The sequence below is a fragment of the Dictyobacter alpinus genome (assembly GCF_003967575.1).
GTDB classification, from domain to species: domain Bacteria; phylum Chloroflexota; class Ktedonobacteria; order Ktedonobacterales; family Ktedonobacteraceae; genus Dictyobacter; species Dictyobacter alpinus.
Map to the genome: position 1 here is coordinate 5,184,729 of NZ_BIFT01000001.1, position 26,619 is coordinate 5,211,347.

Genomic DNA, 26,619 nt, shown 5'->3' on the forward strand with positions numbered 1-26,619 from the left:
GATTTGAAAATCAATCGTGCGTCACATACAGCGTCATGTCATCCAGCACAACGAAAAAGTTGGCGCGGGCATTCCTCGATCCGACCGCTTCAAAATTGATCTGCACAGGTTGACCGGCAAAGGGTGTCAGGGCACTGGTCAGATCAAAACTGTAGAGGGTCCAGCCCGGCGCCGAGGTATCGCAGAGGGTCTGGATGTCAGCGATCGTGGCTCCCTGGGGAGTGCGCAAGCGTAAGGCGGAATGAAAGGTCGCCGCACACGCGATCGTGGAATCTGCCCGCCCAATATAGATCCAGTAACTCAACACGGCATTATGGATTGAGGCAGGGATATTCACGGTTTGCGCAATCGTATCAGCGCAGTTGGGATAGCCACACAGGTAGGCGCTAGATTGGCCGGTATGTGGAATGACCGTATTGATCAACTCATAACCACCTTTAGAGCTTTCCTGCCAGGGAGCACGCCCGGCTTCAAAGCTCGTATTCTGGATCAATTGGGAGGTGATACCCGGAGCCACGGCCAGCCCCTGTAAGTTCACATCATCCACGTCGGCGAAAAAGTTCGAGCGTGGACTACTGGTGCCGCTGGCTTCGAAGGCCAGTTGAATTGTTTGCCCCACATATTTCTCCAGCGTTGAGGTCACATCAAACGTATATTGCATCCAGCCGTCGGCATCGGTATTGCATAACTTCTGTACCTGGCTAATCGGCTCACCTTTCGCGGTGCGTAAAAACACCTGAAAATTATTCTGGCAACCGGTGGACGTATTTCCCCGACCGATATAGACCCAGTAACTCAGCGTGACTTTCTTGGTGAAGGCCGGGATAACAGCCAGTTGGCTGATACGATCATGGCAATTCACATAGCTGCATAAGTACGCCGCATATTTGCCGGTATGCGGATTGGCATTATTGATGATCTTAAAGCCGCCGCCGGAGTGTTCCTGCCACGGTGCCTGTCCATCCTCAAAGCCCCCGTTGCGCAACAAATGTGTTGGTAGGCTGGGTGCATTCTGCAGATCGCGTAAGATGTTCCAGGCGTCCGGCGTCCCCATGCCAGTGGCCAGATCATAGTCAGGTCCCGCCTGGTAATACAGGTTGGAGCCTGTAACAATATCATGATAGGGAGGATAGACCTGCGGCGTATTATAGAGACGATAGAGGGCCGGCAGTGCATGCCCGAGCGGCGCTGCATGGGCGGCCAATAGCGCCTGATTGAGATCAGCCGCGATGCCCGCCCACAGCGGGGCCGCCGCGCTGGTGCCTCCTACCACCTGCCAGCCCGATTTTTTCGGTTTCCCGGCCGTCAGATAGATGGAATAGCCGCTCGCAGGATTCGCATTGGCGGAGACATCAGGGACCAGGCGTTGCTGATCGGTCAGATTGGTGCCACTCTGGAAAGCGGGGCGTAAGAAGTGCGCGCTTTTGCCGCCGCCGCTGCCCACCGGATGGAAGATACTCCCAAGGGTACTGCCCCAGGCGGTCTCACGGTCATACGTTCCTTTTGGACCTGTATACAACGTGGTGCCACCCACACTGACGACCGCAGGATTACTGGCAATTGAGTCAACGGCTAAGCTCTGGATGCCATTATCAATACAATCATAAGCTCCCATATCTCCACTGGCCGCGAAAAAGGTCTGCCCCTGGGCCGCGCCTTGCTTGATGATGGTATTCAGGGCATTCAGTCGTGCTGGTGAACTGGCTAATTCACATTCGCCCCAACTAACACTGATGACTTTGGCCACGTTATCGGTGACGATGCGATTATAGGTATCATTAATGCCAGATGCGTTGTTCGGACCAATATAGACCTTTTGCGCCGCCCCGGGCGCCATCGCCGAGATGACTTCCATATCCAGTGTGACCTCAATGGCATTCGGGCCAGCCGTGTTGGTCGCGCCATCCACCAGCACATTGGAGGCGTTGAGTGGTCCCAGTTGATACTGCTGCCGATAAGTGGCAAGATCTGCGGGATCATAGCCATCCAACTCGAAGAGGGCCACCGTTTGTCCGTTCCCGTTCATTCTGGCATTGAGCAAGGGGTTGACATCATAGGCGCTGCGCAATTCCACCGGCGTATATCCACCACCCGGGCCTGCATGCGTATGCAGTTGCTTGAGCGTGTGCTGGAGGCTGCCAGGATGATAGAGTGCCACATTATTTAAACCGCTAATTGTCTGGATACTATTCTCTAGTGCATTGGGAATGAGCGGATCGGTGTTCGGGGCGTAGACGACGCGCGATTGTAGTTGATAGTTATTCATGGTGATAGAAAAAGCATCTTCGCTTTCGCCGACCGTGGTTGAGACATCAATCAAGGCATGGTTTGGGGCAATCGAGTTAATATGCAATCCTTGCTGACGCAGGTAGATTGAGACTGCATCCACCGTAGCCTGGGTGGGCGCGAAGCGGCTATTAAATTCCTGGGTACTTATATAATGATGATACTGAGGCAGACTGGGATCATTCTGGGCCGCCAGCAAGGCATCTAAGCCAGCCTCATTGCGCAATTTCAAGACCACGCTCAGATGCATAGGTGTTGCCTTTGGTGTTGGACCAATAGGTGTGATTTTGCTCAAGAGTGGGACGACATGCCCTGGAATACGTTGTCCCTGTCCATGTTCCCGTTGCGGCATCTGCTCAGATGCCAGCGTCGCAAGAGGAGTAGCCATATTATTAAGGAGTAGCAGGACGATACCGGTACATATACTTGTCGCTAGCCTTGTTGTCCAATACCTGGCAGCATAGAGACTGCAAGATTTTTTCATTGTTCTCTCCAGGAATTTTAAGCGCAGGGCATGGGTCGAGGAGACGGCCCACTGCCGCAAGAGGATTATTCCACATGAATTGCTTCCAGATTACTTACGTGAATTGTATTGCCGCGTACACACGTTTAAACGGGTCGATTACGTATGAGCGTGTTGAACATACTGGCTCAGAATATCATCGACTACATGCCAGAGCTTGTGGTGATCTTCCTGATCAGCGGAGGTAAGACAGGATAGATCATTGCTGGTCTGGCCGTGATAGGTTATGGTGGTAATCGTGCCAAAGGAGATGGGCTTGAGACAGTAATGGGCGGGAATAGTGGTGACATCTCCAATCTGTGTCAGCAGCGCATCCAGGGACACATTGTCAATCGTGCCCTTCGGCAATTGTGTGTCAACGTTTGGCAGACCGTCGCCAGGCAAGGAGGTGAGCACCGCACTGCCATCAAGATTAACGACCATCTCCACAGCCACGGTATTGGTTGAAGCCGAGCGGCATAGGACGGCCACATGAGGGGTAGGATCAAGATCGGAGGCCCGGCACAGGATGGCCAGGGGGATCACCACCGCCAGGTCGCGCGCGATATTCCAGGCATTGGGACTACCCAGTCCTGTGGTTGGATCATAGCCTGCGCTGGCTGTGTAATACAGATTCGTGCCGGTGATAATATCGTGAAAGGGCACATAGGGTTGGGGAATAGTATACAGCAGGTAGAGATCCGAATTGACCCTTCCCAGTGTTGGCTTATGACGATCAGACAGATATTGATTAATATCAGCAGCAATCGCGGCCCAGAGTGGTGCCGCTGCATTGGTGCCTCCCTCTACCATCCAGCCTGAGCAGCCAGCAGCAGGAACACTACAATATATCCTATCGCCGGTGGCGGGATCCGCATTGGCGGAGACATCCGGTATCAGACGATACGTGCTCTTGAGATAAGGACCGGCCTGGTATGAGGGACGTTTAAAGTACGCGCTGATACCACCACCGCCGCCAGCGCCATGCCCCTGCACATGTGGTGCGGGAGAAGGGTTACTCCAGGCCGCTTCACCAGTATAGCTGCCATTTCTGCCAGTGGAGAGCGAGGTGCCTCCAACGCCAATCACATAAGGGCTGTCCACCGGAGTAGAAACATTCAGATTGTTATCACCACAACCGTAGGCCCCTGCGTTACCGCTGGCCGCGAAAAAAGCCTGTCCCTGTATCGCGCCTTGCTTGAGGATGTTATTCAGGGCATTTAGTGTGCTCGCGCCAGAGGCCGCCTCACAATCACCCCAACCAACCGTGATAACACTGGTCGTATCCTCTGTAACGATCTGATTGTAGAGATCATAGACCCCGGTTGTCGTATCAGGCGCAATATAGACCTTCTGTGCCGCCCCTGGTGCAATCGCCGAGACCATCTCCATGTCCTTCTCCACATCCAGCGCATGGACCCCTGGTGTATTTGTTGCCCCATCAACCAGGACGTTAGAGTATTTGCCCGGGCCAAGCTTATACGTCTTGCGGAACAGGTCAATATCGGCTGGATTATAACCATCCAGTTCAAACAGGCCGATCGTTTGCCCATGACCATTGACACCAATATTGAGCAATGGACTCACATTATAGGCATTGCGTAGTTCACCCGGAGTATAGCCATGAACCACACCCATACCTGCTTGAAGGGATTTTTTTTGCTGATAAAAGCGCTCAACCGTATCCAATCCGATAATGCACTGGATATCCGGCGCCACCGTCGCCGGCACTGATGGGTTCGTGGAGGGAGCATAGACCAGTCCACCTCTGAGGTGGTAATAGTTGAGCGTGAGCGCGAACGCTTTTTCGATGGTCGCGACGGTCGCGGATACACTGATCGACAAATTGTTGGGCGCGACAGCCGTGACCTGAAAGCCACAACTTTTTAAGTACGCTGAGACCTTATCAACCGTCTCCTGCGCGGGTCCGAATATATTCTTAAAGACCAGCGGCGAGAGATAGCGATGATATTCGGGGGCGGCAAGATTCTCCTGCGCCACCAACAACGCATCCAGTTCCAGCTGATTACGTAGCTTCAAATAAATCTGGAGATGCTCAAGCCGTATAGTGCCGGCAAGTTTTCCGACAACTGGCAGATTGTCGAGCAATGGTGCAATATGACCAGCTAATTTAACCGCCTGTGGCTGTGATCTCGCTAGCATGGCAGATGTCGATGAAACGCTGGTTAACAGCTTGGCGGTCATCAATACAAACAACAAGGACATGACCAACCACGGCGAGCGCACACATCTGTTGTGTTGTCCCTCTCTTTTCAAAGCGACCTCCAAAGAAAAGCAACCTCCTGAGGAGCAGAGGTGATTGATTAACAATGCCACTCTGAGACTCAATACAGTGATTGCTATCCAATCCAATGAATTTTGTTCCGCCAATCTATTGATCGAACTGAACAACACATGGTTACCAACCCGGAATAGAACAAAAAAAACACTTATTACTAGACAAATTTTGCCCTATGTGCTCCTTCTATTTTAATTATAAAAATAGCTACAAATCATTATAGTAAATTTTATATAGTATATTAAATCTCCTTTAGATAATAGATATCTAGAAGCATTAGAGCATCCCAGACACAAAATACATAAAAAATCACAAAAAATATCAGAATAGGAACCTTAACGTGGGCCATCTCTTAGGCTTATATCAAGGTTCCTGATCATGACCATGTTGGGGATGGCATGTTGCTACGTGAGATGTATTGACCCCCATGGAAGGATGTGTCCGTGGTGAGGAGAGGGCTCGCTGGGGATGTGTCCTCTCCTTATGCTTATGGCTGGTGATCTGGTTTTGGGTGGGGAGGTGTCAGGAGTTGCCGGCGCGGGGTAGGAACGTGCCCTGTCCCAGTGCAATAAGTGAACGTAGCAGAATACCGCCTATGAACAAGGTAATCGCTGCGAGCACTATATATCCTAGCAGTGTGGCCCCCGCGAAATGTTGCAGGTGAAGCCAGCGCAGCGCATATGCAGCGGTTGCCGCGTACGAGAAGGTAAAGGACCATAAACCCGGAGAGAATGGCAGTTTAAGGTACAGTGTCAGCAGGCGCAACTGTACAAGTGCCATCAACACGGTATAACCAGCAAGGATGTAAGCCACCGGATCAACCCTGTTCCCGGTGAGTGTGAAGTAGGCATTGCCCGCTATGACCGAGGGTACAATGACTATCGCGAGCGTAGGAATGAGTGCCGCCGGAAAATTGGGGCGCAAATACAATCGATTGAGGATGATTGGGCTGAGCATCAGCCAGGAGATGATGCCAAGACCGAAGCTGATCCAGGCCAGTCCGGTCAGGCCAAAGCTGGCGGCGCTATCGGCCCCAAGGATACCACCGGCAACGGTAGGCAAAAAATAGCCGGGGCCGAATTTATCGGCATCCAATGCAGCGATGATCCACTGGCCCGTGTACCATCCGCCAATAAGCACCGTCGCGACAAAGAATACCAGGAACAGTACTCGTGCCCCACTCAAAGCGTAAGGCGCCAGGCCGACCGCAAGCAACATACCAATAATCGGGAGGAGCGAGAAGAACGGGCCGACGGCAGAGTTTGTCAGGTCCGCAAGGACCATTTTGGGTGCGATCAAAAGTTTTATGATGAGTAAAACAAGAAATAATAAAAAGATGACCGCAGCCAACAGGAATAGCGCATTCCCAATCCAGACAGGTAAGCCATAGAAATTGCTAGCAAGACGCCAGCCTCTGGCCAACCCTACCAGCCCAAATGGGATGGAGTAGAAATTGGGCGGGATGGCCAGCAGCGTGTGCATGCTGTCGACCTCGGATCGTTCTGTGTGCATGTCGACTTGTTCGTGAAAAGGCATAGTTTCTTTCCTTCTTCTCCTAACAGTATTGGCACGATCATTCTTACCTCTAGTATAGAGGAATAGACAAAATGGAGCGCTCGGCTATCCCCAATAATGGTATGGCCCCGGACAGCATAATTGGATCTTCCCCCTAGACCATTATCCCCTTATAGTAGGTTCGGAGCTTGCCTCCGATTTTTCCTGGTGATAGCGCTCAATGAAACACAATAAGGAGCCAGCTTATGGTATCTATAGATTTAAAAATACAGCGCGAGCGTGCGCAGCGTTTGCGTCAGTTGCACCATGATCCGCAGTTGTTGGTCTTGCCAAATGTGTGGGATGCGGCCAGCGCGCGTATCGTGGAGCAGGCAGGCTTTCCGGCGATCGCTACGGCCAGTACGGGGATCGCGGCCGCGCTAGGATATGGCGATGGTCAGCAGATCAGTCGTGAGATGATGATCGCGGCGATCGCGCGCATTACCCGTGTGGTCGATCTGCCAGTGACCGCCGACATCGAGGCCGGTTATGGAGATACGCCTGAAGAGATACTCCACACGGTCCAGCAGGTCATCGAAGCCGGAGCGGTCGGCATCAACATCGAGGATTCATTGCCGCACGCCCCGGGTCAATTAGTAGATATGGCGGCCCAGGTCGAGCTGATCCAGGCGCTGCGACACCTGGATATCCCACTCGTCATCAATGCCCGCACCGATGTCTTCCTATTAGGCATCGGTGAGCCGGGGGACCGCCTTCAGCACGCGGTACGGCGGGCCAACGCCTATCTCCAGGCCGGGGCAGACTGTGTCTATCCCATTGGCCGCCTCGACCGTAGCGTGACCGCCGAACTGGTCAAAGCCATCAATGGTCCCATCAATATCCTCGCTGGCCCGCCCGCGCCCACCCTGCCGGAACTTGAGCAGCTCGGCGTGGCCCGTGTCAGCCTCGCCGGCGACATCATGCGTGCCGTCCTGGGACATCTGCGTACCATCGCCAGCGAACTCCATCAGCACGGCACCTACACTAGCATGCAACAGGACAGCCTATCCGGTGCCGAATTCTCATCGCTCTTTGATAAAGAATAGTGCGTTTCTTGCTATGAGCACATACTATTATTCATGGAGGAATATATGTCTCAAATAGAAGTACCATATCTAGAAATGTTTGGGCAGGTCGCGCCAGCTTATCAACATCGTCAAAAGCAAGTCATGCCGCGTGAGGCTCTCAGTACCGCTCATGTTTATCTCAAGTGGTATGATATCTATCGCCAGGAAACCCCTATACCGGCCGAACTGGGTGCCGAGGCACGCTCCTTCTTGCTCTCCGAGCTAGAGCGTGGAAAGCTGCCACTGAAGGATGAGGTCGGTTTCGCCATCCATCACCAGTGCAGTAGTGTCTATATCCTCTATATATGTAGCTGGCGCAACGAAAACGAGGTATGGGAAACCCTCTATATCAAGGACCTGACCACTGACGGTCCCTTTCAAAAAGTCAGGCGTGAAGACACGACACCAACATTCTGTGTCTGGGTGCTTGCCGCCGTCTGGCATGAGCAGCAGGCCTGGACCCGCTATCTCTCTTCGTCCCGCGACGATGCCGCCAAGCATGCCTATGTGCAGGACCAGTTTGAAGGCCTGGTATAAGTCATGTGTCCGAATCATAATTTGCGATCCAATTTTGGATAGGAAAATGTGTGATTAAAATGCACGGACCCGAGGTTTCCGATCCGTGCGGGAGACGAGGGATCACATGTATACACTGGTCGTACGTGAACTGGAGCAGGTGCAAGCCCCAATACTTTCTCCTCACGTAGCGGCAGGTTCACGTACGACCAGCTCCAGGTCAGAGACCGTACAATCCTGGCGGGGCTCGTCTGAACATAGAGGTTGACATGTTCCGTTTAGGGATGTTATGGTAATACCAAACGTTTGGTAGGGAGTGTGTGAGTATGTTAGAGACGGAAGCGCGGGAGCGTGTGCTGGCGGCTGCGGAGCAGTTGTTTGCGCGTAAGGGGTATGCGGCTGTGACGCTGCGTGATATTGCGACTGAGGTCGGGATCCGGCATACATCGTTGTATCATCATGTGCCTGGTGGCAAGGAAGAGATGTTTGTGGAGGTCACGGAACGGCACCTGAAGCGTCATCGTGAAGGATTGACCCGGGCTATCCAGCAGGCACAACCTGGGATCAGAGAGCAGCTGTTCGCGGCCGCCGACTGGTTGTTGTCCCAGCCACCGATCGACCTGTTACGCATGGTACTCTCTGACATGCCCGCGATTGAGCCCAGACATGCCGAGAGGCTCTCGCAGTTGGCCCTGGAATCGATGATCCAGCCTATCTATAACGCCCTTGAGCACGCACAGCAACAGGGACAGATCACGCAGCTGGATTTTGGTCCGATCGCTGGCGGCATCCTTGGCATGATTGAATCCTTCCATGCTATCCCTGAGCCAGCGTTGGTGAAGAGCCGACAGGAGATGGCCTATGTCATGATCGATGCCCTGTTCAATGGTCTGCTTCCCCGTCCTTAGGCGTCAAAGGGGAGCAGAAAAATTTTTGTTTGTTGAAGCTACCAATTTGTTGGTAGCTATTTGGAGTGCACCACAGACGCGTCTGATAATCAATCGAAGATGCGAGTAAAAGAAAGAAGGTTGTACGCGATGTCTAGTCTTGCAAGCAGTGTAGCCAGACCGGGTAGAGACCTGGTGCGGCAAGTCCTGAATGTAGTATTGGCTGTGGGACAGGTGGTGGTGACAGTTTTGGGCTATATCGTGGGATCAAATAGTAAATTCTCCTCAAGTACTGCTGCGACCTCGCCGATCGTGCCGGCGGATTATACCTTTATTGTCTGGTCTTTGATCTATGCGGGCGCGCTGGTATATGCAATCTATCAGGCGTTGCCACGGCAGCGTGAGGATGAGTTGTTGCGGAGGATTGGCTTTTATACCGCCTCGGCCTATCTAGCAACGATTGTGTGGTTGATTGCTGCCCAGACTGGCGTGGCCTGGTTTACAGTGGTATGTCTATTCTGGATTCTGGCCTCGCTGCTGGGTGCATTCCTCCAGATTATCCAGTGGCGTACGGCATTCACGCAGGCGCAGCGCTGGCTGGTCATCTTGCCCATCAGTATCTACACGGCCTGGGCCACCATTGCCTCAATCGCCAATCCAGCCTCGGTCGCCCAGGAGTCCGGCGTCACCAGCCTGCTGGGACTCTCCGCGACGGCCTGGACGCTGATCATGTTGCTGGTAGGAACAGGCATCGCTGGCTTTGTGACTATCAGGAGCCGTGGCAACGCTGGCTATGCCCTCACCTTTGTCTGGGCGCTGATCGGGATCGTCGTAGCGAATGTGGTGCGTAGCTCCAACCCGCCGGTCGCCATCCTCGCGGGTATCCTGGCTGTTGTCATGGTAGTGCTGCTAAGTTGGGCCCGCCTGACGCTACGCCGCCAAGCGGCGCGTTAGCATTCCGGCATGGTCGTAGGGGGAGGTGGGCGAGCACGGTCTTGTAAGGGAGGCTGACGGGACCGTGTGCTCATGGTTCGGGCGGCTGCGCACGTGGGCGATGGTTCGCAGCCACGAGGGCAGCCGTTACTTGTATGTTGCCCCAACGTTGGGGATTTATTGTGGCTTGGCGAAGGCCGAGCGTGTATGTTGCCCCAACGTTGGGGGAATTTATTGTGGCTCGACGAAGGCCAGGGCTTTGATGACGCGTTCAGAGAAATCCTTTGGGTAGGAGTGGCCCAGGTCGGGAATGATCTCTAGTTCGCAGGGTAGGTTGGCGTTGTGCATGATGTCGGCGATCTGGTGCGCAATGGGCAGGCATTCCTGATCGCGTTCACTGACGATGATATAGCCACGGATATGGGGGGTCTGGTGTTCTGCGAGCAGGGCGGGTAAGGCGTCCAGTTCGTCTTTGGTCAGGTAGGGGGCAAGGGCGACAAAGCCGAGGGTGAGCACGGATTTGTGCAGGGCCATCCAGACCGCCTGGCCGCCACCCATCGAGAAACCACCAAGGACCACGCGGCGAGGATCGAGGCTATGCTTCTGCCAGAGCGTCTCCAGGTGTGCCTGAATTTCATGGGTACTTTTCATACGGTCATCCCAGATATAGGCATCCTGTCCCACAATCTGCGAGGACTGCGGTAGGGCGACCAGCCAGCCATGCTCGGCCACGCCGGTCCAGGGCTCGCTGTTGTTTGCGGCATTACCGTTATTGCCATGCATCGCCACCAGTAGAGGATAGCGCGTCTCAGTGGTGCCAGCGGGTAACACCACGAGTTCGGGCCGGGCCATAAACTGCGCAGTCTCTAGATGCTGCTCGCATATCTTGATGGCTTCTTTAAATTCCGGAAGCTCACGTAGCGAGACCAGGTCAGCATCTTTTTGCAACCATTCAGGGGCATACCAGTATCCCTGTTCTAATGCCTGCTTGAGAGTCTGTAACGCCTCGGACTGTTTGCTGGCCAGCGCCTCTACGCAGAGGCGATTATAATAAATGTCTCTGGCGTGCTCCGGAAACTGCTGCTCTTTTCCTGCCAGCAAAGTAACGGCCTGCTCATATTCTTTCGCACCATGCAGCTTAAAGAACTGCTCATTCAGATCCTGGTAAGTCATATTACTCATAATAAACGTTTAAATCCTTTCATCATTTGTAGATATGATACCATACCAATGTTAATTATTATGAGCGTGATGATACCGATAATGGCCGGCAGGAATTTAGTCTGCATAGAGAAACTATCCCACCTGTAGATATCTATCATCTGTTCCACTTGACTTATCATGAGCCTACAAAACAAGACTTCTCGCTTCGTGGTTAATGCCAATAGAAATGCGGTTGTACTGGCAAAGAGGACGAATAATATGAAGATTCTTGTTCTTAAGATATGTGTCTTGATTGTACGTTGAAGCAGCAATGCCTCGATTAATAGTATGACTGCGCATAGCAAGTAGACATACCTGATATTGCTGAGATCAGTTGGTGGATCACATCTGGCGAATATGAGTTGCATCGTTTTTTCGGCTTTCTCTAACACTGAACATCACGTATCTATAGAAGATGCTTGGCATGTATAAAATGTGACAGAATAATAGTTTGATTTTCATGCTAAGGTAGAAATTCGCGAAGATAGTATCCCTACTCTAACATCTTGTTCTATGGATGCCATGTTGCGGCGCAGCGTAGGGTGAAGCATTAGCTACATACTGCTGTAGGAAAGTAGGTGTTGAGTAGATATAGCATAATATAAAGTAATTCGATGGTCCTTCTAGCGTGAAGTATTTATATGTAGTACATCAAGCACATACATCCGAGATTTGTAACGCTTGCTATACTAGCGAAGTAGAAAGATGTTAGAACGATATGCTTGAGTTTACGGATGTGGAGACGAGCAGGCTACGCTTGCGGCGCTTCAAGGATACTGATCTGGCGGCTTTTCTGGAATATCGTAATGATCCTGAGGTAGCCAGATATCAGAGTTGGGAGGGTATTAGTGAGGCGGAGGCGTGGGCATTTTTGCGTGAGCAGCGGGATCTGCAGCCGGGTGTGCCTGGGGTAGGTATGCAGATCGCGATCGAGCATAAGGAGAGCGGGGAACTGCTGGGCGATTGTTATTTTAAACTGGAGGCCGAAGAGCCCCGGCAGGCCGAGCTTGGCTATAGTCTGGCGCGTGCCTATCAAGGCTATGGTTTTGCTAGCGAGGCGGTTACGGCCTGGCTCAGCTATGCTTTCCGCACATTTGATCTGCATCGCGTGATCGCGATTACCGATTGTGAGAATAGCGCCTCCGTAACTTTGCTGGAGCGTCTGGGCATGCGCCGCGAGGGCCATTTTATCCAGAATATCTGGTTTAAAGGCAAGTGGGGCGATGAATATCTGTATGCGATCCTGCGCGAAGAATGGGAGCGCCTGCATGGATAAATTCGTATAGTCGAAAGTTTGACGTAACGTTATCGGAAACGGGCTGACCGTACGTGGAGTGGCGCCACACGCAAGGCCGCACTGCTGGGTTGTCAGAACGACGCGCAGTGCTGTGGCGCCTACACGAATCACGGTGGATGTTGCGGAATTGGGGGTGGCACGTTTGGAAGGCCATGTTTGTCCTTTGACGGAGAGGATCGCCAACCATGAGTGGTGTTGTGTTATTCCGGAACGTGTGTGAGAGAACGTCCAGTTTGGTTATGTTCAGGTCGTGAGTATTGTGAGGCATTGTATCATGCTGGATTTGCTCGACCTGATACAATTTGTTGTATGCTTTTGATGTGTTGGATATTTACCTGTTGCTGATGGGTAGGAAAAAAAGAAGAGGAAATAGATGATTATATCTGAGCGCACGGCCCAGTTTGGTTGGGAGGATGATGATGGTCGCGGTATGCGTATCATTCGGATGATTATGGATGGCTCTAAGACGGCGACCTGTTCTCCTATGTTTAGTTATACGGAGGACGAGTTGGCGGAGATTTATGCCAATAAGGATCAAATTGTAACGGTAATCGATAAAGATGAGAGGCCGTGGTGCAATATTCGTATGCTGGATGTGTTTGAGACTCCATTTGGCGACCCTGATCCACGTCTGGTCAGTGGCGAGGGGGCCGGTGAGGATGCTGAGAAGTTTCGTCAGGATCATCGGCTTGAGTGGAAGGACTGGTTTGAGGAGCAGGGCTATGCGTTGACGGAGCAGATGATGTTGGTGGCCGAGGTATTTGAACTGGTTGAAGTGGCGGAATAGGTCGTATGATAAGGATGTGGTGTGAAGCAAGATGCGCGCTTTCCAGAAGGAGTTAGCGCGCATCTTGCGTAGCGGGGCTGCTTATGGTCTATTGACGTGTCTGGGCATCTGGTCCTGCTTGTCGGGCGTATGTGTTGCGCAGATAATTGTTTTCCTGTTGCATTTGGATGAGCATGTTGCGCATTTGTTCGTGTTCGACTTCTAGCTGGCGGCTGTTCTGGACACGGTTGAGCAGGTTATTGATCGGACCAGAGATATTCCAGAGTACGTTATTCTGGGTTAAGGGTATGCGTACCCTGAGGTTGCCATTGGAATAGGTGGTCAGGACATCGGTGATTGTTTGGATACTTTGCTCCATCTGCATATTCTGGGATGAGATCTGTGCATCGCGTTCGGCAAGATCATATTGCAGGCGGGCAATCATCTCGGCGCGGTCGGCGCGCTGCAAGGCGTAGTGGTTGCTGCGGGCCCAGAGATAGGTGATGATGGTAATCACAGCGATCAATGAAATGGGACGTGTCACGATCCGACCTTCGCCCTCGCTGGCAAGCATTTGTTGTAACATGGGATCATAGCTGAGCAGGTGCAGACTGATCACGATAAAGGCGCAGTTGAAGATCGCGACCAGAAAGACACTCCACGGTGGGAAGAAGGTGATGGCGAGCAGGATCGCCACGGAGAGCAGATCATATTGGATGATATTGCCGACGGTAAGTCGGGGTAAAAGCACAAATGACAGGGCGATACCAATCGTGTAGAGACCAACAATCAAGATCCCTTCCAGGATCAGCCATCCAAGACGATTGAGAATGACGGCCACGATGAGCACCCCGAGTACTGCCAGGGCGATGATTGTGGTTGGTAGTTTGCCAGCGATGCTAGAGACCAGGATCGCGAAGCTCATGATGATCAGCATCATGAGTAGCAGGATGCAAGCCAGGTGCGCCCGGCGATAGGTGTCCTGCTGACTAAAGGTGGCCCCTTCACCTGGTCGGGCAGGCAATGAGAGACGATACCACCAGCGTAACCATCTCAGGTCACCAATGTCATTGACCTGATTATCAGGCAGGAGTGCCGCCGCCCCTTGATCGTTGGGCGGAAGAGATTGATTCATACCTCTATTTCCATTCCTTATCTTATCTATGTTAAAGACCGTAGCGTTAGGCCAACGGCCGCAAAGGGGATGACCTTGCTAGAAAACGACCAGTCCCTGGGAGGCCATATTCGCGATAATCTTTAAGGTCACGAGGGCATCCATATGCAGTAGACCTGCAATGGCGGCGATTGAATGCGTGCCGTTGATGAGCGAAAAGATTGAACGCTCCTGGCGCGACCAGTGTTGCATATCCTGTGACGAAGGCTGGGCCATGCGCCTGGGAATCAAGCTCAGATTGAACGCTGGCGTCTCCCCCTGGAACGAACGGGGAGACATCCCATAATCACTATTCGGTAAACGCCGTGGCGAGTATTGCGGTGGCATGTTTGGTAATCCGCCCGACGGAGGACGTTCACTCGGTGGCATGTTTGGCAATCCACCCGATGGAGGACGCTCGCCATATGGATCATTCCCGGTGGAAGGTGACCATGGTGCGGGTGGTGCCGATGGCGGAGGATCACGGTAATTCCATTCCAACACCTTGCCGAGTACTGCTTTCAGGGCCATCTCACCGACAAGCTTGTTGTCCTGCTGATCATAGATCAAGCAGGACGTTACCTGTCCGTTTCCCACCGTCACAATCACCCGGCAGGGTCCTTTTAAACGTGGCGCACTCGTGATCGTTGTTTCCAGAATGCCATGACGCCCTCGCAATACGAGCAAGAGCGTCTCTAGATCAAGCCGATACAAAACTCATATCCATCCTTTGTTTATCAGCAGTGGGTATGTATTTATGTACTTCAATGTTTAGTTGACGCGTTTAATAAATGGGATACAAAGTGCGCTTAGCAGCGGGAAGATCGCGGCCAGCAGGAAGAGCAGGACATAATTGTGAGTCAGTGCGATAATCGAGAACGCGGCATAGGGTCCAATGGTTTGTGAGATATTGCCGGCCAGGGCCAGCACGCCCATATCGCGTCCATAGCCTTCCCGTGAGCGCAGGACCTGGGTGCCGAGCGCAATCTCGGTTGCCGAGTAGGCGCCAAAGCCCAGGCCAAAGAGGATGGCCGTCACATAGACCATCAAGAGATTGGGGAAGATAGCAATGACCAGCAGCGATAACGCCACTAACACACCCGCGAAGACACCAAACGGCTTACGGGCCCGCAGGCGATCCGAGAGATAGCCGGTCGCGAAACTACCGATCAGGATTCCTACCGTCGACAGGGACTGGAACTGCGCCACCCCGAAACTGGCCGCATCGTGGGTAAAGAGTCCAGAATCGCCCAGGAAAAACTTCAGATAGTCCTGCAAAATAGTACAACCAAAGACAATCAGCAGCCGCGCCAACCAGGCAATCGCGAAATCTGGATGCAGCCGTGGGTCAATCCAGAAGCCCCGGAAAAACTGACCCAGGCGGAACGGCGGAATGCTCTCCTGCGCCGGTAATTGCTCGTTGCGTAATTGGAGGAACGCAAATAAGCCGACACCGACAATTTCAGCCCCTGCGATAATATAGTAGACCAGTGTGAAGTGATTTCCTCCCTGTCGCGACAGGACGCCCGCGATAATCGTGCCGATCACGATCCCAACCGGCGTCATCAGGCCCGTAAACGCGGCCACGCGTCCCCGCAGATTTATGGGAATTTTGTCGGCCAGCAGCGTCATAATCGAGCTCTGGGCGCTCACCGCAAAGACGCAGAAGCCAAACCAGGCCGCCCCCAGAAACCAGAGCGAGCTCGCATTGGCCAGCAGGACCAGCATCACGGCCGCCCCGAGCGCTCCTCCTACAATCCAGGGTCGCCGCCGCCCAAAGCGCGAACGCGTCCGATCAGAGAACGCTCCCACTAGCGGAAAGACAAATATCGATGTAATACCTGTAAAAGACTGGAGAACAGACGTGCTCCCATAGACCGCGTTATTTTGTGTGCTCCCCCCATACAGATACATGATATGCATCGGGATAACCGTCTGGGCCAGAGGAATCAAGCCCATCCACATCGTCAATGAAGCCAGACACATCAGCACCACAAACAGGACCGAGACAGACTTTTGCGGTTCCTGCTCGACCTGTTCTGGTGAATCTTCCCCTAGTATCAGAGCATTTGACATCAGCTCGCTATTCCTTTCGATCGCAGCAAATAAATACGTGTGTTTTCCACGTTCTGATTAAGATAGCACAAGAAATGTATGAAATCCTAAATATATAAATTTACTATAACATCTTGAGCCAGAGGTTTCTAGAGTAAGATAGCATACATAGCCAATTCGCCTTTATTTTTTAATGTTTATTTTATCTGAGGCGTAAGCTGCTTTCCAATAGTATGGATAACCCAATACGTTAAAAAGCCCTAAAATATGAGCCATTGACGTTTTCTCTTACAGGAAAGCAAGCGGTTTTAATGTTATTATTAGTAGTAGAGATGTCGTGTGCCAGTCAGTCAGTCAGTGGCCCGACAGCTCGCGCCATTTTCCGTAGTGAGAACCGAGGATGGAAAGGATTTCTGTACTGTATGCGTTTTTTTTCTTTTTTGGGGGGTCGGTTGGCTATTGTGCGTACAGGCTTTCTCCTATTCGCGCTGGGGACACTCTTATTTTTACTCTTGACCCCGGCCAGTCCTGCCGTGGCACAGGAAAAAACTCCTGCCGCTCGTCAGCCGCGTGCCAACGTAACCGGCCCCCGGCAGGTGCATGTAAAGGAAAAGGGGACGCCCCTATTTGTTCCGCATGCCGCTTATAGTCAGACCAGCGTCGTCTTTGTGCATGGACTCAACGCGGGCGATGGTCTGTTTGGATCGGCTCCCAATGGGAGCGAAGGCATGCCAGATTGCCAGACCTACTGGTCCGATGCCGCCAATTTTTTGGCGTCGCGTTGGGGAGGGGATTTCCGCCAGCTCAGCTACTATAGCGATGAGGTGCAGTCCGATGGATCCGCCTGTGCCAGCAACGGGAATGAACGCAATAGTATCAGCCACTACTCGGCCGATCTCCATGATTCTCTGTACCGAGCCCACTGCGCCAGCCTGGGCAATACTAACGACGGCACCAATAACGAGAGCCTCGACCACGTCAGTTGTCTGCTTGCCTGGTATCTCTTTTACAATTTTGGGCAGCGCGGCTGGTCCGAGGTCCTGGTTGGTCATAGTATGGGAGGTCTGATCATCCGTCGCACCATGCAACTGGTCCAGGAACATGCGATGCCCTGGCTGCCACCCACCCTTGGTAGCGTGACGGACGCGATTACCTTCGACACCCCGCATAATGGTGCCATTGGCGCTCCCCTGGCCTGCGGCAACTGTGTCCAGGGACAGCAAATAGGCTGGAACAGCCGCTTTATACGTGACCTGGGGGCCAACGCCCAGCATCCCAATAGCGGAACCACCACCACGGACTGGACCATCATTGGTAGTCACTGCGACTACCTGATCGGCAATAGCGCCCTGATGATGAGCGCCAACCATAAAGTCTGGTATGATAGTTCCAGCAACGGCACCTGCTACAACCACGGCGGAGCCATCCATGACCCCTCCCTCCTCATGGACGGCAATGCCAGCTATTGCGATACTGCCGACCCACTCAGCCATGACGACTGTAACTTTGACGACCACAATAATCAGGGATCTGGCTGGTACTACACAGAAAACGGCTATCCCCACGGCCTGCAAGAAATGGACTATGCTCTCGCCAGCTTCGACTGGTGAGGAAAAGAACCAACCTCCATGTAAAGCACGGCCCACTATCGGGCCGTGCCTCCACACACATCTCATAGCGATATCTGGCAGATGTGCTATAGAGCCCGCTCGACCTGGGGACGCTTCAGGTGTTGGATTTCCCGGTTGCTCACAATCAAGAAGGCGAGCAGCCAGCAAACGAACATGAGTATGTCGAAATAATCGAGCCTTAGAGACATACCGTTGATAGTAGTGGCTAAGCGCGGCAGGTGACTGAAAAAGAGGATGTTTAGTCCTGTCAGGAACCAGCTAATAGTGAGTAGCAGGCAGAGCGCCCAGACTGCGGCATAGGTTACACATTCTGCGCGTGAGGCTGGTTGCGCATGGCCGTAAGTATGAAGGATTTGCAGAAGGGTCGCCCCGATGATCGTAGTCCAGAAGCTAAAGTGGTATAGTGTTTGCAGAAACGTTATAGAAGCTCCCAGGGCAACAAGGGCAATGATGGGTTGTTTGAAGGCTAGCGCAGTGTTGTTTTGAAGCATAGTATTCTTCTTTCTTATATATTGAGTTGTATGGATAGTGTAGATAAATATAGAGACGTAAGAATGAGCGATATATACAAGTACTTCTAAGGAGTAGTAGCCGAAAAAGAATATTGCTTAATTTATGTATTTCTATTAGAATAAATGCGTCAATCGATTTTGTCTATGTTCTCTTGATGGATGAAATATTTATAAGAAAAAAAGAGGATTCGCTATGCCTGAAGAACCTGATGCAAATAATGATCCAGCATCGGATGGACCACAGCCTTATCGCGAGTACCCCCCGGAACCCAATGGACAACCTCAACCGGGAACCGGTTATCCACCACCTGCACACACGAACTATCCACCGCCTTATGCTAATTATGGCTATCCGCCGCCACCTGCCAATGCTAATTATGGTGGCTACCCGCCGCCCAACTATGGTGGCTATCCGCAACCGCCTTATGCTCCTTATGGTTATCCGCCAACGCAAGCCAATGGACAACCTTATGCAGGCGAACATAGCTATCTTCAGCCATTGCCGCTGTGGGAAGCGATCAAGCAACTGCCTAAACAATATCTGAGAGTGCTGACAAAGCCAGGTGTCGCCACCTTTGCGGAGGAGAAGCGGAAGGCCGCCTGGAATATTATTTTAGTCCAACTGGCTTTTTTGGCGGTCATCGGCGCATTAGTGGCTTTTGCAACCAATGCCTTCGTACTGCCGATGCTTTTCTCGTCGACTGTTTCCTCAATGACGCACATATCAAAAGTGGGAGGCACTGATTTTGTAGTGGTGTATAGAAATGTGGCATTAAGGAGTGGTTTGTCTGCTATCATAACAACGCCACTTAGTGCGTTTGTTTCCTGGTCAATCTTCTTTGGGCTTGCCAAACTTTTCAAGGGACAGGGAACCTTCCTCGAATACATTTATAGCTGCGCACTCATCACTGTTCCGATCCATATCATCAGTGGATTGCTAATACTCATTCCGTTTGTGGGTTTCTTCGCAAGCTTCGCGCTCAGCATCTACATGTATGTGCTGCTGATCTTTATGACCATGGCCGTGCACCGCTTAAGTGGAGGAAAGGCCAGCCTGGCAGTACTTCTTCTGCCAATTATAGGTGTAGTTCTCGCAATCATCGGAGTTGCGCTGTTTTTCGCTTTGCTGGGTGCCATTGCTGCCAGCATGTCTGGTGGCAGATAAATAAGAAGGCAAAATATGCGGCTGCTCCTCATTAAAGGGGCAGCCGTATTGTCTTTATTTATTCATGCGTTGCATAGCGCGGAATGCTTTCATCGGTTCGCTATAATAGCCAACCCGGCTTAGAATCCTGCGTTTAAAGTTGCCTGGAGCGCGAAATGGCCGCTTGAGCGCAGTAATGCCAACCGCCCGATTAAAGCGTTTTTTGGCTTTGGTGATGCCCAACATAGTTTTCAGACTCGGACGACGATAGTATACAACTTGTCGGCGTGGCATGATATGAATCCTTTCTATGCTTGTCTATACATGACGTGTCTTAGAATAGAAGATAGCTATATTTACTATTACTTGGGCTACGTTTGCGGAGCTTGTTCGGATGAGGTCAGGATGGTTGGTGGTATGATAAAATCTGGTTGAGATAGAAATTTTTATGTGTAGAGGATCGTAATTTTATGGATACTGCTGCGCCAATAGGTGTTTTCGATTCAGGAATGGGTGGTTTAACCGTACTGCAAGCCATTCGTAAGGCTCTGCCCCAGGAGCGTTTGCTGTATATTGCAGACTCGGGCCATGCTCCTTACGGCGATAAGTCGCCGGAGTATGTGCAGCAGCGCGCACTCACGCTTACACGTTTCTTGCTTGAGCAGGGAGTGAAAGCATTGGTGATCGCATCTAACACCACGACAGCGGCCGCGGCCGATCTGCTGCGCTCGACCTTCCCTGTACCGATTGTGGCGGTCGAGCCAGCCTTGAAATTGGCTGTAAGTTCCACGAAGACAGGGGTTGTTGGCGTACTGGTCACGGTTGTGACCTCGCAAAGCACACGCTTTGCCGCACTGCTTGAGCGCTTCAGACAAGATCGCACCATGATCGTCCAGCCTGCTCCAGGATTGGTCGAGCAGATCGAGGCAGGCGACCTCACAAGCGCAACCACGCGTGCGCTGGTTGAGCGCTATGTACGCCCACTGCTGACGGCTGGCGCCGACACCATTGTCCTTGGCTCCACCCATTATCCCCATCTGCGCCCACTTATCACAGAGATCGCCGGACCAGAAGTGCTCCTGATCGACACCGGAGAGGCGGTTGCCGCCCAGTTGCGGCGCGTACTTGAGTCCCGCGCCTTGTTGAACCAGGATCAGCTACGCGGCGACGAGCAATTCTGGACCAGTAGCGATACACAACTGGCCCGGCACGTCATTCCCCTGTTATGGGGCGACGCCGTTGACGTGCAGCAACTACCGGAGGCATTCCGCTAAAAATAGCCATCTCACTTACCGTTGTTTTTTACAACGTTTGTGAGATGGATACAGGCATTTGTGACTGCATTGAGAAGGAAAGAGGTTATCCTTTTATAGGAGAAGATGGAAGAAATGAAGTTTCTTATATCCATACATCTCTTTTGAGAGGATACCATGAAAATAGCAAAGATGTCCCTGTGGCTATCAGTGATAGCTGCCCTACTGGTGGTTGTCGCGAGTGTTTCAGGTCTTATTTTTAAGAGTACTTATGCACGAGAGACTCCCGATTGGGCTCTGCAAGGAGTCGGCCAGGATATTGTCAATCTTGTTGCCGTGGTTGTCTTATTGATCGCGCTCTATTTTGTCAGCAAAGGATCAATCAAAGCGTACCTGATCTGGAGCGGGGTGCTACTCTATCTGCTGTATGCCTATGTTATCTACGCGTTTGATATCCACTTTAACCGCCTGTTTCTAGTCTATGTGGCAATCCTGGGCCTCACTTTTTACGCGCTTGTTAGTAGCGTCATACACATACGCCTGGCAGAGCTTCAGGAGACCTTTGCGGCCAGGACTCCAACCAGACTGGTGAGTGGATTCTTGCTCGTGTTGTGTCTGCTGTTCTACTTTCTATGGCTAGGTGAGGAGATCCCGGCCCTGATCACAGGAAGCGTTCCGACGAGCCTCGCACTGGACGGCGTGCTAACCAATCCTGTACACATCCTGGACCTGGCATTCTACCTGCCCGCCATCCTCCTGACCGCCCTGTTGCTGTGGCGAAAAAAGCCCCTCGGCTACCTGCTTGCCGGTCCGCTGCTAGTGTTTATAATCCTTATGGGAGCCGCGATCCTGGCGATCTTTCTTGTGATGAGCAGTCAAGGATTACCAACAAGCATTGGTGTTGAGGTATTGTTTGCGCTCCTTATCATCGCAAGCCTTACCTTAAGTGTAATATACATAAATTCAGTAAAAGCATAATACAAAGTAAAAATAAATAATAACAGTAGCGGCAGCCCTGGTGGCTGCGCACCTCCCTCATCGAGCGCAGCCGCCTGCCCCATGAGTGCACGTGCCTGCAAGCCTTCCCTTATGATAACCTCCGTCCACGTCCCCCTGTGACCTTATGTTTTTTTTCTCATTAACGCAGGGGCAGGTGGGCGCAGGCTGTCGCTGAGCGAGCCGTGGGGGCAGGTTGGCGCGTGGTGTGGGCGGCTGCGCTCGATGGGGAACGTGCGCAGCCACCAGGGCTGCCGCTACCGCTTTGTGTTTATGGGGTGCTTTTGGTGATATGAGGTTCTTTCTGGGTTGTGGGGATGTGGAAATATTCTGGCTGTAATTTTATGAAATACGTATAAATAATGATTTTTGCTGGCTGGAATGCTTTTGTGTTGACAATTGCGGTTATTGGGTGTATAGTGTGTAGCAGAGTAGTGGTACGGCGCTACTGTTGATTTTTTGGGTGTGGTGAGGAGGTTGTGCGTTTATGGGTCGGCAGAGGGGTGGACCACGGCGGCGAGGTGGTGGGCTGGTGCGTGAGGATGTTGTGTTGGATGGTGGAGCACCGGAAGCGACCGGTGTGGAGGAGGATTACTACTGGCGGCGGCTGGGTGGCGAGCTGGCGTTGAAGGATCTGGGACCAGCCACGTATCTGGAGTTGCATCAGCAGTGCTATGAGGCCTGGAATGTAAATCCGATTGCGGCGGCGATCATTGAGATGACGACGAGCTTTGTGCTGGGCAAGGGCGTGACGATCGAGGCCGGCCATAAGCGCGTGCAGCGTCTGTTGCAGACGTTCTGGAATGAGCCATCTAACCGCATGGATGAGCGGATATATGATCTTTGCCAGGAGCTGGCGCTGTATGGCGAGATCTTTGTGCGCTTCTTTGTGAATCCTTATGATGGCGCGGTACGCGTGCGGCTGATTGATCCGTCGCTGATCGATGTGATTGAGACCGATCCAGAGGATGTGGAGACGCCACGGCGCTTTCATCGACGCTCAATCGGGCACGATGCAGAGGCGACGTTGATCCAGGCAACGCCGGCTGGTGGACTGGCTTCCGGCGATGGTGAGTGGCTGAGCGCTGGTAGCGAGGTGGTGCAGTTTGCGATCAATAAGGTCTCGAACGCCAAGCGTGGGCGTTCGGATCTGGCGACACTGCTGCCGTGGTTACGGCGCTACAAGGACTGGTTGACAGACCGCGTCCGGATCAATAAATATAAGGGCGCCTTTCTGTGGGATGTGCAGCTCACAGGCGCCGATAAGAAGACCATCGAGCGCAAGCGCATTGAGTATAGTTATCCTCCCGAGCCGGGTAGCGTGATCCTGCACAACGAGGCCGAGAAATGGAACGCGGTCCAGCCGGCGATCAATGCTAATGATGCGCGGGAAGATGGGCGCGCGATCAAACTGATGATCGCAGTCGGTGCCGGCTTGCCGGAGCATTACCTGAGCGATTCCTCACAGGGCAATCGGGCGACGGCCGCTGAGATGGGCCTGCCCGCCCTGCTCAGGTTTCAGCGGCGGCAGAAAATCCTCAAACATATCGTGCGTACAATTCTGGATCGCGTGATCCTGGAGGCGCAGCGGGCCGGTCAGCTGGGCCGGACGGTTGATACGCGCTACGATATACTTTTCCCCGAGATTGATTGTAGCGACCATCAGGTGCTGGCCAGCGCCATGGAGTCGCTGGTTAGCGCGCTTGGCAGTGCCCGTCAGCAGGGCTGGGTCAGCGACGAGACCGCCATGCGTCTCCTCTTTCAACTAGTCGGGGCCGAAGTGGATGTGCATGCCGAGCGTGAGAAGATCGCGCAACAGGAGGTGCGGCATGCCACTCGATAGCCGCAAAATCGAACACATCCAGAGTATCCTGACCCGCTCCTGGGGCGGCCGTAAGCAGACAGTCGTCTTTGTGTATCAGAACGGCAGTGGCTATAGCTACCAGGCCATCGAGGTCCTGTGGCGTCCACGTGAGCGCGTCGATTGGCAGATCCAGAATAAGGCAGGAGCCGAGCCGCAGCGAGACTACGATACGCTGCTCCAGGCCCCCCTGGGTACCTCTTTTAATGGCGTAGTGCTGATCGCCGATACTACAACCGCCAGCGCCAGCGCGGTCCAGGCGGCCCGTAAATACCAGGTCATCGAGGCCATCCCGATTGGCATGCCGGTCGGCGGCACGCGTATCCACGCCTATCTGCGCCATTTGGTTTGATGATCCCACGAACATTTCCACGCAATTATTCATCCACAGAGAACAGATAAGGAAAGGATGCTATGTATCCACAGTATCTCCCCGATGAGAGCGTTTCGTTTACGCCGGCGGATCGAGTACCGCCCTCTTTAGCGCCTGATGCGGATCCAGTCGGCGACGTGGGTCCGGACTGGTTGCAGTATTATCAACAGGACAACGATCCGAGCTATCCAGCGTCATGGCTGGGCCAGGATAATCCTGAGGCCTCACGGCGGCAGCGGCATCAAAGTCTGCTGGCCTACGGATGGGAGCAGGAAGAGTGGTGAGTCCGCAGGCGCTGGTGCATAATGAGCAGCACATACGCATTACAGGACAGCTGGTCGAGCAGCTAGAAGGTGCTGATACAGGTGAGGGACACGCGGTACGCGTCACGATTATCCAGGGTGGACGCTCCAGGAATGGCTATGTGTATGATCAGGTCTCGCTACAGCGGATCGCGCACCTGATCGAGGGCGCCCAGGCCTATGCCGATCATGCACGTTCAAGTGAAGATCAGGTCAACCGCTCGGTCCGTGATGTCATCGGCTTCTACCATGACGCCAGCTATCATCCTGACGGACCCGATGGTGGACGCGTTGACGCCACCCTGCACATCTTTGCCGCCGCCGACTGGCTCTGGTCCATTATCAAAGAGGCCTGTACGCTGGGGCGGCCAGAGCTGATTGGGCTCTCAATCGACATCTTCGGCCAGTGGCAGTTGAATGAGGCCAGTAAAGCCAAAGAGATTATCAGTATCCAGCAGGTCAATTCCTGCGACATCGTGACGCGCCCCAGTGCCGGTGGCACGTTCCGGCGTATCCTCCATGAGGACCGGACGGCGCTAGAAGAGTATGAAGAAGGAGAAGCGTATCTTATGACAGAGACGTTAAAGAGCGAGGAGGCCGTGGAGGCCCAGCCAGAGGTTGGCGCAGGCCGGTTACAGGAGCAGCAGCAGCAGATTGAGCAGCAACGTCAGGAGGTTGAGCGGCTGCTGAGCGAGGTGACTATGCAGAAGGCCACCTTGAGCCTGGAGCGCCGACTGCAAGAAAGCATCCTGCCAGAAGCTGTGAAGGCCCAGGTGCGTCAGCGCTTGCAGGGTCGCGCCTTCGACGAGCATGAACTGGAGGCCGAACTGACCTCCGCGCAAGCTTTGCTGGCCCAGCTCACCCGCGACGGCCTGATCCGTGGCAACGGCCATGAAAAAGCCACGGTAAGTCAGATGATTACCGAGGCCGAGAAGGTCCAGGCCGCCTTTGATGCCATGTTTGATCTGGATGTAGATCGCAGCCGACTTGGTAATATCCATGGCTTTGGCAGTATCCATGAAGCCTATACCCGCGTCACCGGAGATGCCTCGCTACGTGCGGGTATCAGTAGTAGCAGCCATCTGGGCGCGATCCGGGTCGCGGAGAGCGCGCCGATTGGACGCATCAGCGAGGCCGACACGACAACCGCCAGCTTCTCCTACCTGCTTGGTACCAGCATGAATAAGCGCCTGCTCAAGGACTACCAGGCCTGGCCAGCCGAGTGGCAGAAGTTCGTTACGATCGTACCCATCCGGGACTTCAAGCAGCAGACGCGTGTGCGCCTGGGGGCCTTCGGCAGCCTGCCGATCGTGGCCGAGGACACACCCTATAGCGCCATCACCCTCACCGATTCGGCCGCGACCTACGTGCCGCAGAAGCGCGGCAACCTGGTCACCATCTCGCGTGAGACCATCCTCAATGACGACCTGCAAGCTATCCGGCAGATACCTGCCAAGCTGGCAGTCTCAGCGGCCTATACGCTGGCCGAGTTTGTCTACGCTTTTCTGTCCAGCAATCCCTTGATCTATGATGCGGCCAACCTGTTCACCACAGGCGCTCCACATAACAACATGGGGGCGGCCGCACTCTCTTCAGCGGCGATGCAGAATGGCATTACCGCCATGCGTGAGCAGGCCAACTATGCCGGCAAGCGGCTCGGACTGCGCCCACGCTATCTGGTTGTGCCGCCAGAGCTGGAATGGACCAGTATGGTCGTCACCAGATCGGCGGGCGTGCCGGGCTCGCCCAACAACGACATCAATCCGATGCTTGGCTACGTGACCCCGATCATCGCGCCGCAGCTCAGTAGCGCCACCCAATGGTTCCTGGTTGGAGACCCGCGTGAGGTAGATACCATCGAAATCGGCTTTGTAGGCGGACAGGTGAATCCTACGCTCTTCATCCAGGATCAGCCGATCCTTGGCCTCAATTTCACGCAGGATGCGATCACCTATAAGATTCGCCATGAATATGGTGGGGCCGTCGTTGATTACCGTGGACTTTATCGTGGTGTGTAAACATGCGCATG

23 protein-coding genes are annotated in these 26,619 nt (G+C 53.2%); 14 read left to right on the top strand and 9 right to left on the bottom strand.

Annotated features, from left to right (window positions below; genetic code table 11):
- Positions 1-10 precede the first annotated feature (10 nt).
- The 3 genes from EL633_RS20395 to EL633_RS20405 all read right to left on the bottom strand — a co-directional run bounded on the left by EL633_RS20395 (position 11) and on the right by EL633_RS20405 (position 6,623).
- Positions 11-2,770: a protease pro-enzyme activation domain-containing protein gene (locus EL633_RS20395; protein WP_126628955.1), complete on the bottom strand. Its 2,760-nt coding sequence runs from the start codon at positions 2,768-2,770 to the stop codon at positions 11-13.
- Between the two features lie 138 nt (positions 2,771-2,908).
- Entirely contained in the window at positions 2,909-5,014 is a 2,106-nt protein-coding gene (locus tag EL633_RS20400; protein WP_126628956.1) for a S53 family peptidase, read from the bottom strand.
- Positions 5,015-5,609: 595 nt separating this feature from the next.
- Complete coding sequence (locus EL633_RS20405) at positions 5,610-6,623, bottom strand: SLAC1 family transporter (RefSeq protein ID WP_126628957.1); 1,014 nt, start codon at positions 6,621-6,623, stop codon at positions 5,610-5,612.
- Between the two features lie 224 nt (positions 6,624-6,847).
- Here EL633_RS20405 and EL633_RS20410 point away from each other — a divergent pair, with 224 nt between their 5' ends.
- The 4 genes from EL633_RS20410 (at position 6,848) to EL633_RS20425 (ending at position 10,065) form a co-directional block, all read left to right on the top strand.
- Positions 6,848-7,687, top strand: a complete 840-nt coding sequence (locus tag EL633_RS20410) for an isocitrate lyase/PEP mutase family protein (protein ID WP_126628958.1) — start codon at positions 6,848-6,850, stop codon at positions 7,685-7,687.
- A gap of 45 nt (positions 7,688-7,732) precedes the next feature.
- The gene (locus EL633_RS20415; RefSeq protein ID WP_126628959.1) at positions 7,733-8,245 is read left to right on the top strand and encodes a hypothetical protein; all 513 of its coding nucleotides are present in this window, start codon (positions 7,733-7,735) and stop codon (positions 8,243-8,245) included.
- Between the two features lie 305 nt (positions 8,246-8,550).
- On the top strand, positions 8,551-9,132 hold the full coding sequence (locus EL633_RS20420; protein ID WP_126628960.1) for a TetR/AcrR family transcriptional regulator: 582 nt from the start codon (positions 8,551-8,553) through the stop codon (positions 9,130-9,132).
- 129 nt (positions 9,133-9,261) lie between these two features.
- Complete coding sequence (locus tag EL633_RS20425; RefSeq protein WP_126628961.1) at positions 9,262-10,065, top strand: TspO-related membrane protein; 804 nt, start codon at positions 9,262-9,264, stop codon at positions 10,063-10,065.
- Between the two features lie 210 nt (positions 10,066-10,275).
- Here EL633_RS20425 and EL633_RS20430 read toward each other — a convergent pair whose 3' ends face one another.
- A complete protein-coding gene (locus tag EL633_RS20430; protein ID WP_126628962.1) occupies positions 10,276-11,226 on the bottom strand; it encodes an alpha/beta hydrolase in 951 nt (316 codons plus the stop codon).
- A gap of 739 nt (positions 11,227-11,965) precedes the next feature.
- Here EL633_RS20430 and EL633_RS20435 point away from each other — a divergent pair.
- Positions 11,966-12,523 carry a GNAT family N-acetyltransferase gene (locus EL633_RS20435; protein WP_126628963.1) on the top strand — a complete coding sequence of 186 codons (558 nt, stop codon included), beginning with the start codon at positions 11,966-11,968 and terminating at the stop codon, positions 12,521-12,523.
- A gap of 394 nt (positions 12,524-12,917) precedes the next feature.
- A complete protein-coding gene (locus EL633_RS20440) occupies positions 12,918-13,331 on the top strand; it encodes an ASCH domain-containing protein (protein WP_126628964.1) in 414 nt (137 codons plus the stop codon).
- A gap of 88 nt (positions 13,332-13,419) precedes the next feature.
- Here the strand turns inward: EL633_RS20440 and EL633_RS20445 are convergent, their stop codons facing one another.
- The 3 genes from EL633_RS20445 to EL633_RS20455 all read right to left on the bottom strand — a co-directional run bounded on the left by EL633_RS20445 (position 13,420) and on the right by EL633_RS20455 (position 16,539).
- Positions 13,420-14,445, bottom strand: coding sequence for a hypothetical protein (locus EL633_RS20445; protein ID WP_126628965.1), 1,026 nt, complete (start codon positions 14,443-14,445; stop codon positions 13,420-13,422).
- A gap of 78 nt (positions 14,446-14,523) precedes the next feature.
- Entirely contained in the window at positions 14,524-15,177 is a 654-nt protein-coding gene (locus EL633_RS20450; protein WP_126628966.1) for a hypothetical protein, read from the bottom strand.
- A gap of 57 nt (positions 15,178-15,234) precedes the next feature.
- Complete coding sequence (locus EL633_RS20455; protein WP_126628967.1) at positions 15,235-16,539, bottom strand: MFS transporter; 1,305 nt, start codon at positions 16,537-16,539, stop codon at positions 15,235-15,237.
- 401 nt (positions 16,540-16,940) lie between these two features.
- Between EL633_RS20455 and EL633_RS20460 the strand changes: the two genes are divergently transcribed.
- Positions 16,941-18,128 (top strand): lipase family protein, encoded by a 1,188-nt coding sequence (locus EL633_RS20460; RefSeq protein WP_126628968.1) that lies wholly within the window; start codon positions 16,941-16,943, stop codon positions 18,126-18,128.
- A gap of 86 nt (positions 18,129-18,214) precedes the next feature.
- On the opposite strand, the gene EL633_RS20465 is transcribed toward EL633_RS20460, so the two are convergent.
- Complete coding sequence (locus EL633_RS20465; protein ID WP_126628969.1) at positions 18,215-18,640, bottom strand: hypothetical protein; 426 nt, start codon at positions 18,638-18,640, stop codon at positions 18,215-18,217.
- Positions 18,641-18,854: 214 nt separating this feature from the next.
- Between EL633_RS20465 and EL633_RS37000 the strand changes: the two genes are divergently transcribed.
- Positions 18,855-19,826 carry a YIP1 family protein gene (locus tag EL633_RS37000; protein WP_126628970.1) on the top strand — a complete coding sequence of 324 codons (972 nt, stop codon included), beginning with the start codon at positions 18,855-18,857 and terminating at the stop codon, positions 19,824-19,826.
- Between the two features lie 54 nt (positions 19,827-19,880).
- On the opposite strand, the gene EL633_RS20475 is transcribed toward EL633_RS37000, so the two are convergent.
- Positions 19,881-20,099 carry a hypothetical protein gene (locus EL633_RS20475; RefSeq protein WP_126628971.1) on the bottom strand — a complete coding sequence of 73 codons (219 nt, stop codon included), beginning with the start codon at positions 20,097-20,099 and terminating at the stop codon, positions 19,881-19,883.
- A 176-nt stretch (positions 20,100-20,275) separates the two neighbouring features.
- On the opposite strand from EL633_RS20475, the gene murI reads away from it, so the two are divergent.
- From murI to EL633_RS20505, 6 genes are all read left to right on the top strand, one after another.
- Entirely contained in the window at positions 20,276-21,079 is an 804-nt protein-coding gene (gene murI / locus EL633_RS20480; protein ID WP_126628972.1) for a glutamate racemase, read from the top strand.
- A 156-nt stretch (positions 21,080-21,235) separates the two neighbouring features.
- Positions 21,236-22,036 carry a hypothetical protein gene (locus tag EL633_RS20485; RefSeq protein ID WP_126628973.1) on the top strand — a complete coding sequence of 267 codons (801 nt, stop codon included), beginning with the start codon at positions 21,236-21,238 and terminating at the stop codon, positions 22,034-22,036.
- 505 nt (positions 22,037-22,541) lie between these two features.
- On the top strand, positions 22,542-23,897 hold the full coding sequence (locus EL633_RS20490) for a phage portal protein (RefSeq protein WP_126628974.1): 1,356 nt from the start codon (positions 22,542-22,544) through the stop codon (positions 23,895-23,897).
- Complete coding sequence (locus EL633_RS20495; RefSeq protein WP_126628975.1) at positions 23,884-24,267, top strand: hypothetical protein; 384 nt, start codon at positions 23,884-23,886, stop codon at positions 24,265-24,267. The genes EL633_RS20490 and EL633_RS20495 overlap by 14 nt, the downstream gene beginning before the upstream one ends.
- A 62-nt stretch (positions 24,268-24,329) precedes the next feature.
- A complete protein-coding gene (locus EL633_RS20500) occupies positions 24,330-24,572 on the top strand; it encodes a hypothetical protein (RefSeq protein ID WP_126628976.1) in 243 nt (80 codons plus the stop codon).
- Entirely contained in the window at positions 24,569-26,608 is a 2,040-nt protein-coding gene (locus EL633_RS20505; RefSeq protein WP_126628977.1) for a phage major capsid protein, read from the top strand. Before EL633_RS20500 ends, EL633_RS20505 begins: the two co-directional genes overlap by 4 nt.
- Positions 26,609-26,619 lie beyond the last annotated feature (11 nt).

Excerpts from the sequence above, each read along its gene's own strand:
- EL633_RS20445 (WP_126628965.1), bottom strand. The coding sequence starts at position 14,445 with ATGAATCAATCTCTTCCGCCCAACGATCAAGGGGCGGCGGCACTCCTG.
- EL633_RS20495 (WP_126628975.1), top strand. The coding sequence starts at position 23,884 with ATGCCACTCGATAGCCGCAAAATCGAACACATCCAGAGTATCCTGACC.
- EL633_RS20500 (WP_126628976.1), top strand. The coding sequence starts at position 24,330 with ATGTATCCACAGTATCTCCCCGATGAGAGCGTTTCGTTTACGCCGGCG.
- EL633_RS20415 (WP_126628959.1), top strand. The coding sequence starts at position 7,733 with ATGTCTCAAATAGAAGTACCATATCTAGAAATGTTTGGGCAGGTCGCG.
- EL633_RS20465 (WP_126628969.1), bottom strand. The coding sequence starts at position 18,640 with ATGCTTCAAAACAACACTGCGCTAGCCTTCAAACAACCCATCATTGCC.
- murI (WP_126628972.1), top strand. The coding sequence starts at position 20,276 with ATGGATACTGCTGCGCCAATAGGTGTTTTCGATTCAGGAATGGGTGGT.
- EL633_RS20425 (WP_126628961.1), top strand. The coding sequence starts at position 9,262 with ATGTCTAGTCTTGCAAGCAGTGTAGCCAGACCGGGTAGAGACCTGGTG.
- EL633_RS20440 (WP_126628964.1), top strand. The coding sequence starts at position 12,918 with ATGATTATATCTGAGCGCACGGCCCAGTTTGGTTGGGAGGATGATGAT.
- EL633_RS20475 (WP_126628971.1), bottom strand. The coding sequence starts at position 20,099 with ATGCCACGCCGACAAGTTGTATACTATCGTCGTCCGAGTCTGAAAACT.
- EL633_RS20490 (WP_126628974.1), top strand. The coding sequence starts at position 22,542 with ATGGGTCGGCAGAGGGGTGGACCACGGCGGCGAGGTGGTGGGCTGGTG.
- EL633_RS37000 (WP_126628970.1), top strand. The coding sequence starts at position 18,855 with ATGCCTGAAGAACCTGATGCAAATAATGATCCAGCATCGGATGGACCA.
- EL633_RS20395 (WP_126628955.1), bottom strand. The coding sequence starts at position 2,770 with ATGAAAAAATCTTGCAGTCTCTATGCTGCCAGGTATTGGACAACAAGG.
- EL633_RS20400 (WP_126628956.1), bottom strand. The coding sequence starts at position 5,014 with ATGTCCTTGTTGTTTGTATTGATGACCGCCAAGCTGTTAACCAGCGTT.
- EL633_RS20420 (WP_126628960.1), top strand. The coding sequence starts at position 8,551 with ATGTTAGAGACGGAAGCGCGGGAGCGTGTGCTGGCGGCTGCGGAGCAG.
- EL633_RS20460 (WP_126628968.1), top strand. The coding sequence starts at position 16,941 with ATGCGTTTTTTTTCTTTTTTGGGGGGTCGGTTGGCTATTGTGCGTACA.
- EL633_RS20485 (WP_126628973.1), top strand. The coding sequence starts at position 21,236 with ATGAAAATAGCAAAGATGTCCCTGTGGCTATCAGTGATAGCTGCCCTA.
- EL633_RS20455 (WP_126628967.1), bottom strand. The coding sequence starts at position 16,539 with ATGTCAAATGCTCTGATACTAGGGGAAGATTCACCAGAACAGGTCGAG.
- EL633_RS20405 (WP_126628957.1), bottom strand. The coding sequence starts at position 6,623 with ATGCCTTTTCACGAACAAGTCGACATGCACACAGAACGATCCGAGGTC.
- EL633_RS20435 (WP_126628963.1), top strand. The coding sequence starts at position 11,966 with ATGCTTGAGTTTACGGATGTGGAGACGAGCAGGCTACGCTTGCGGCGC.
- EL633_RS20430 (WP_126628962.1), bottom strand. The coding sequence starts at position 11,226 with ATGAGTAATATGACTTACCAGGATCTGAATGAGCAGTTCTTTAAGCTG.
- EL633_RS20410 (WP_126628958.1), top strand. The coding sequence starts at position 6,848 with ATGGTATCTATAGATTTAAAAATACAGCGCGAGCGTGCGCAGCGTTTG.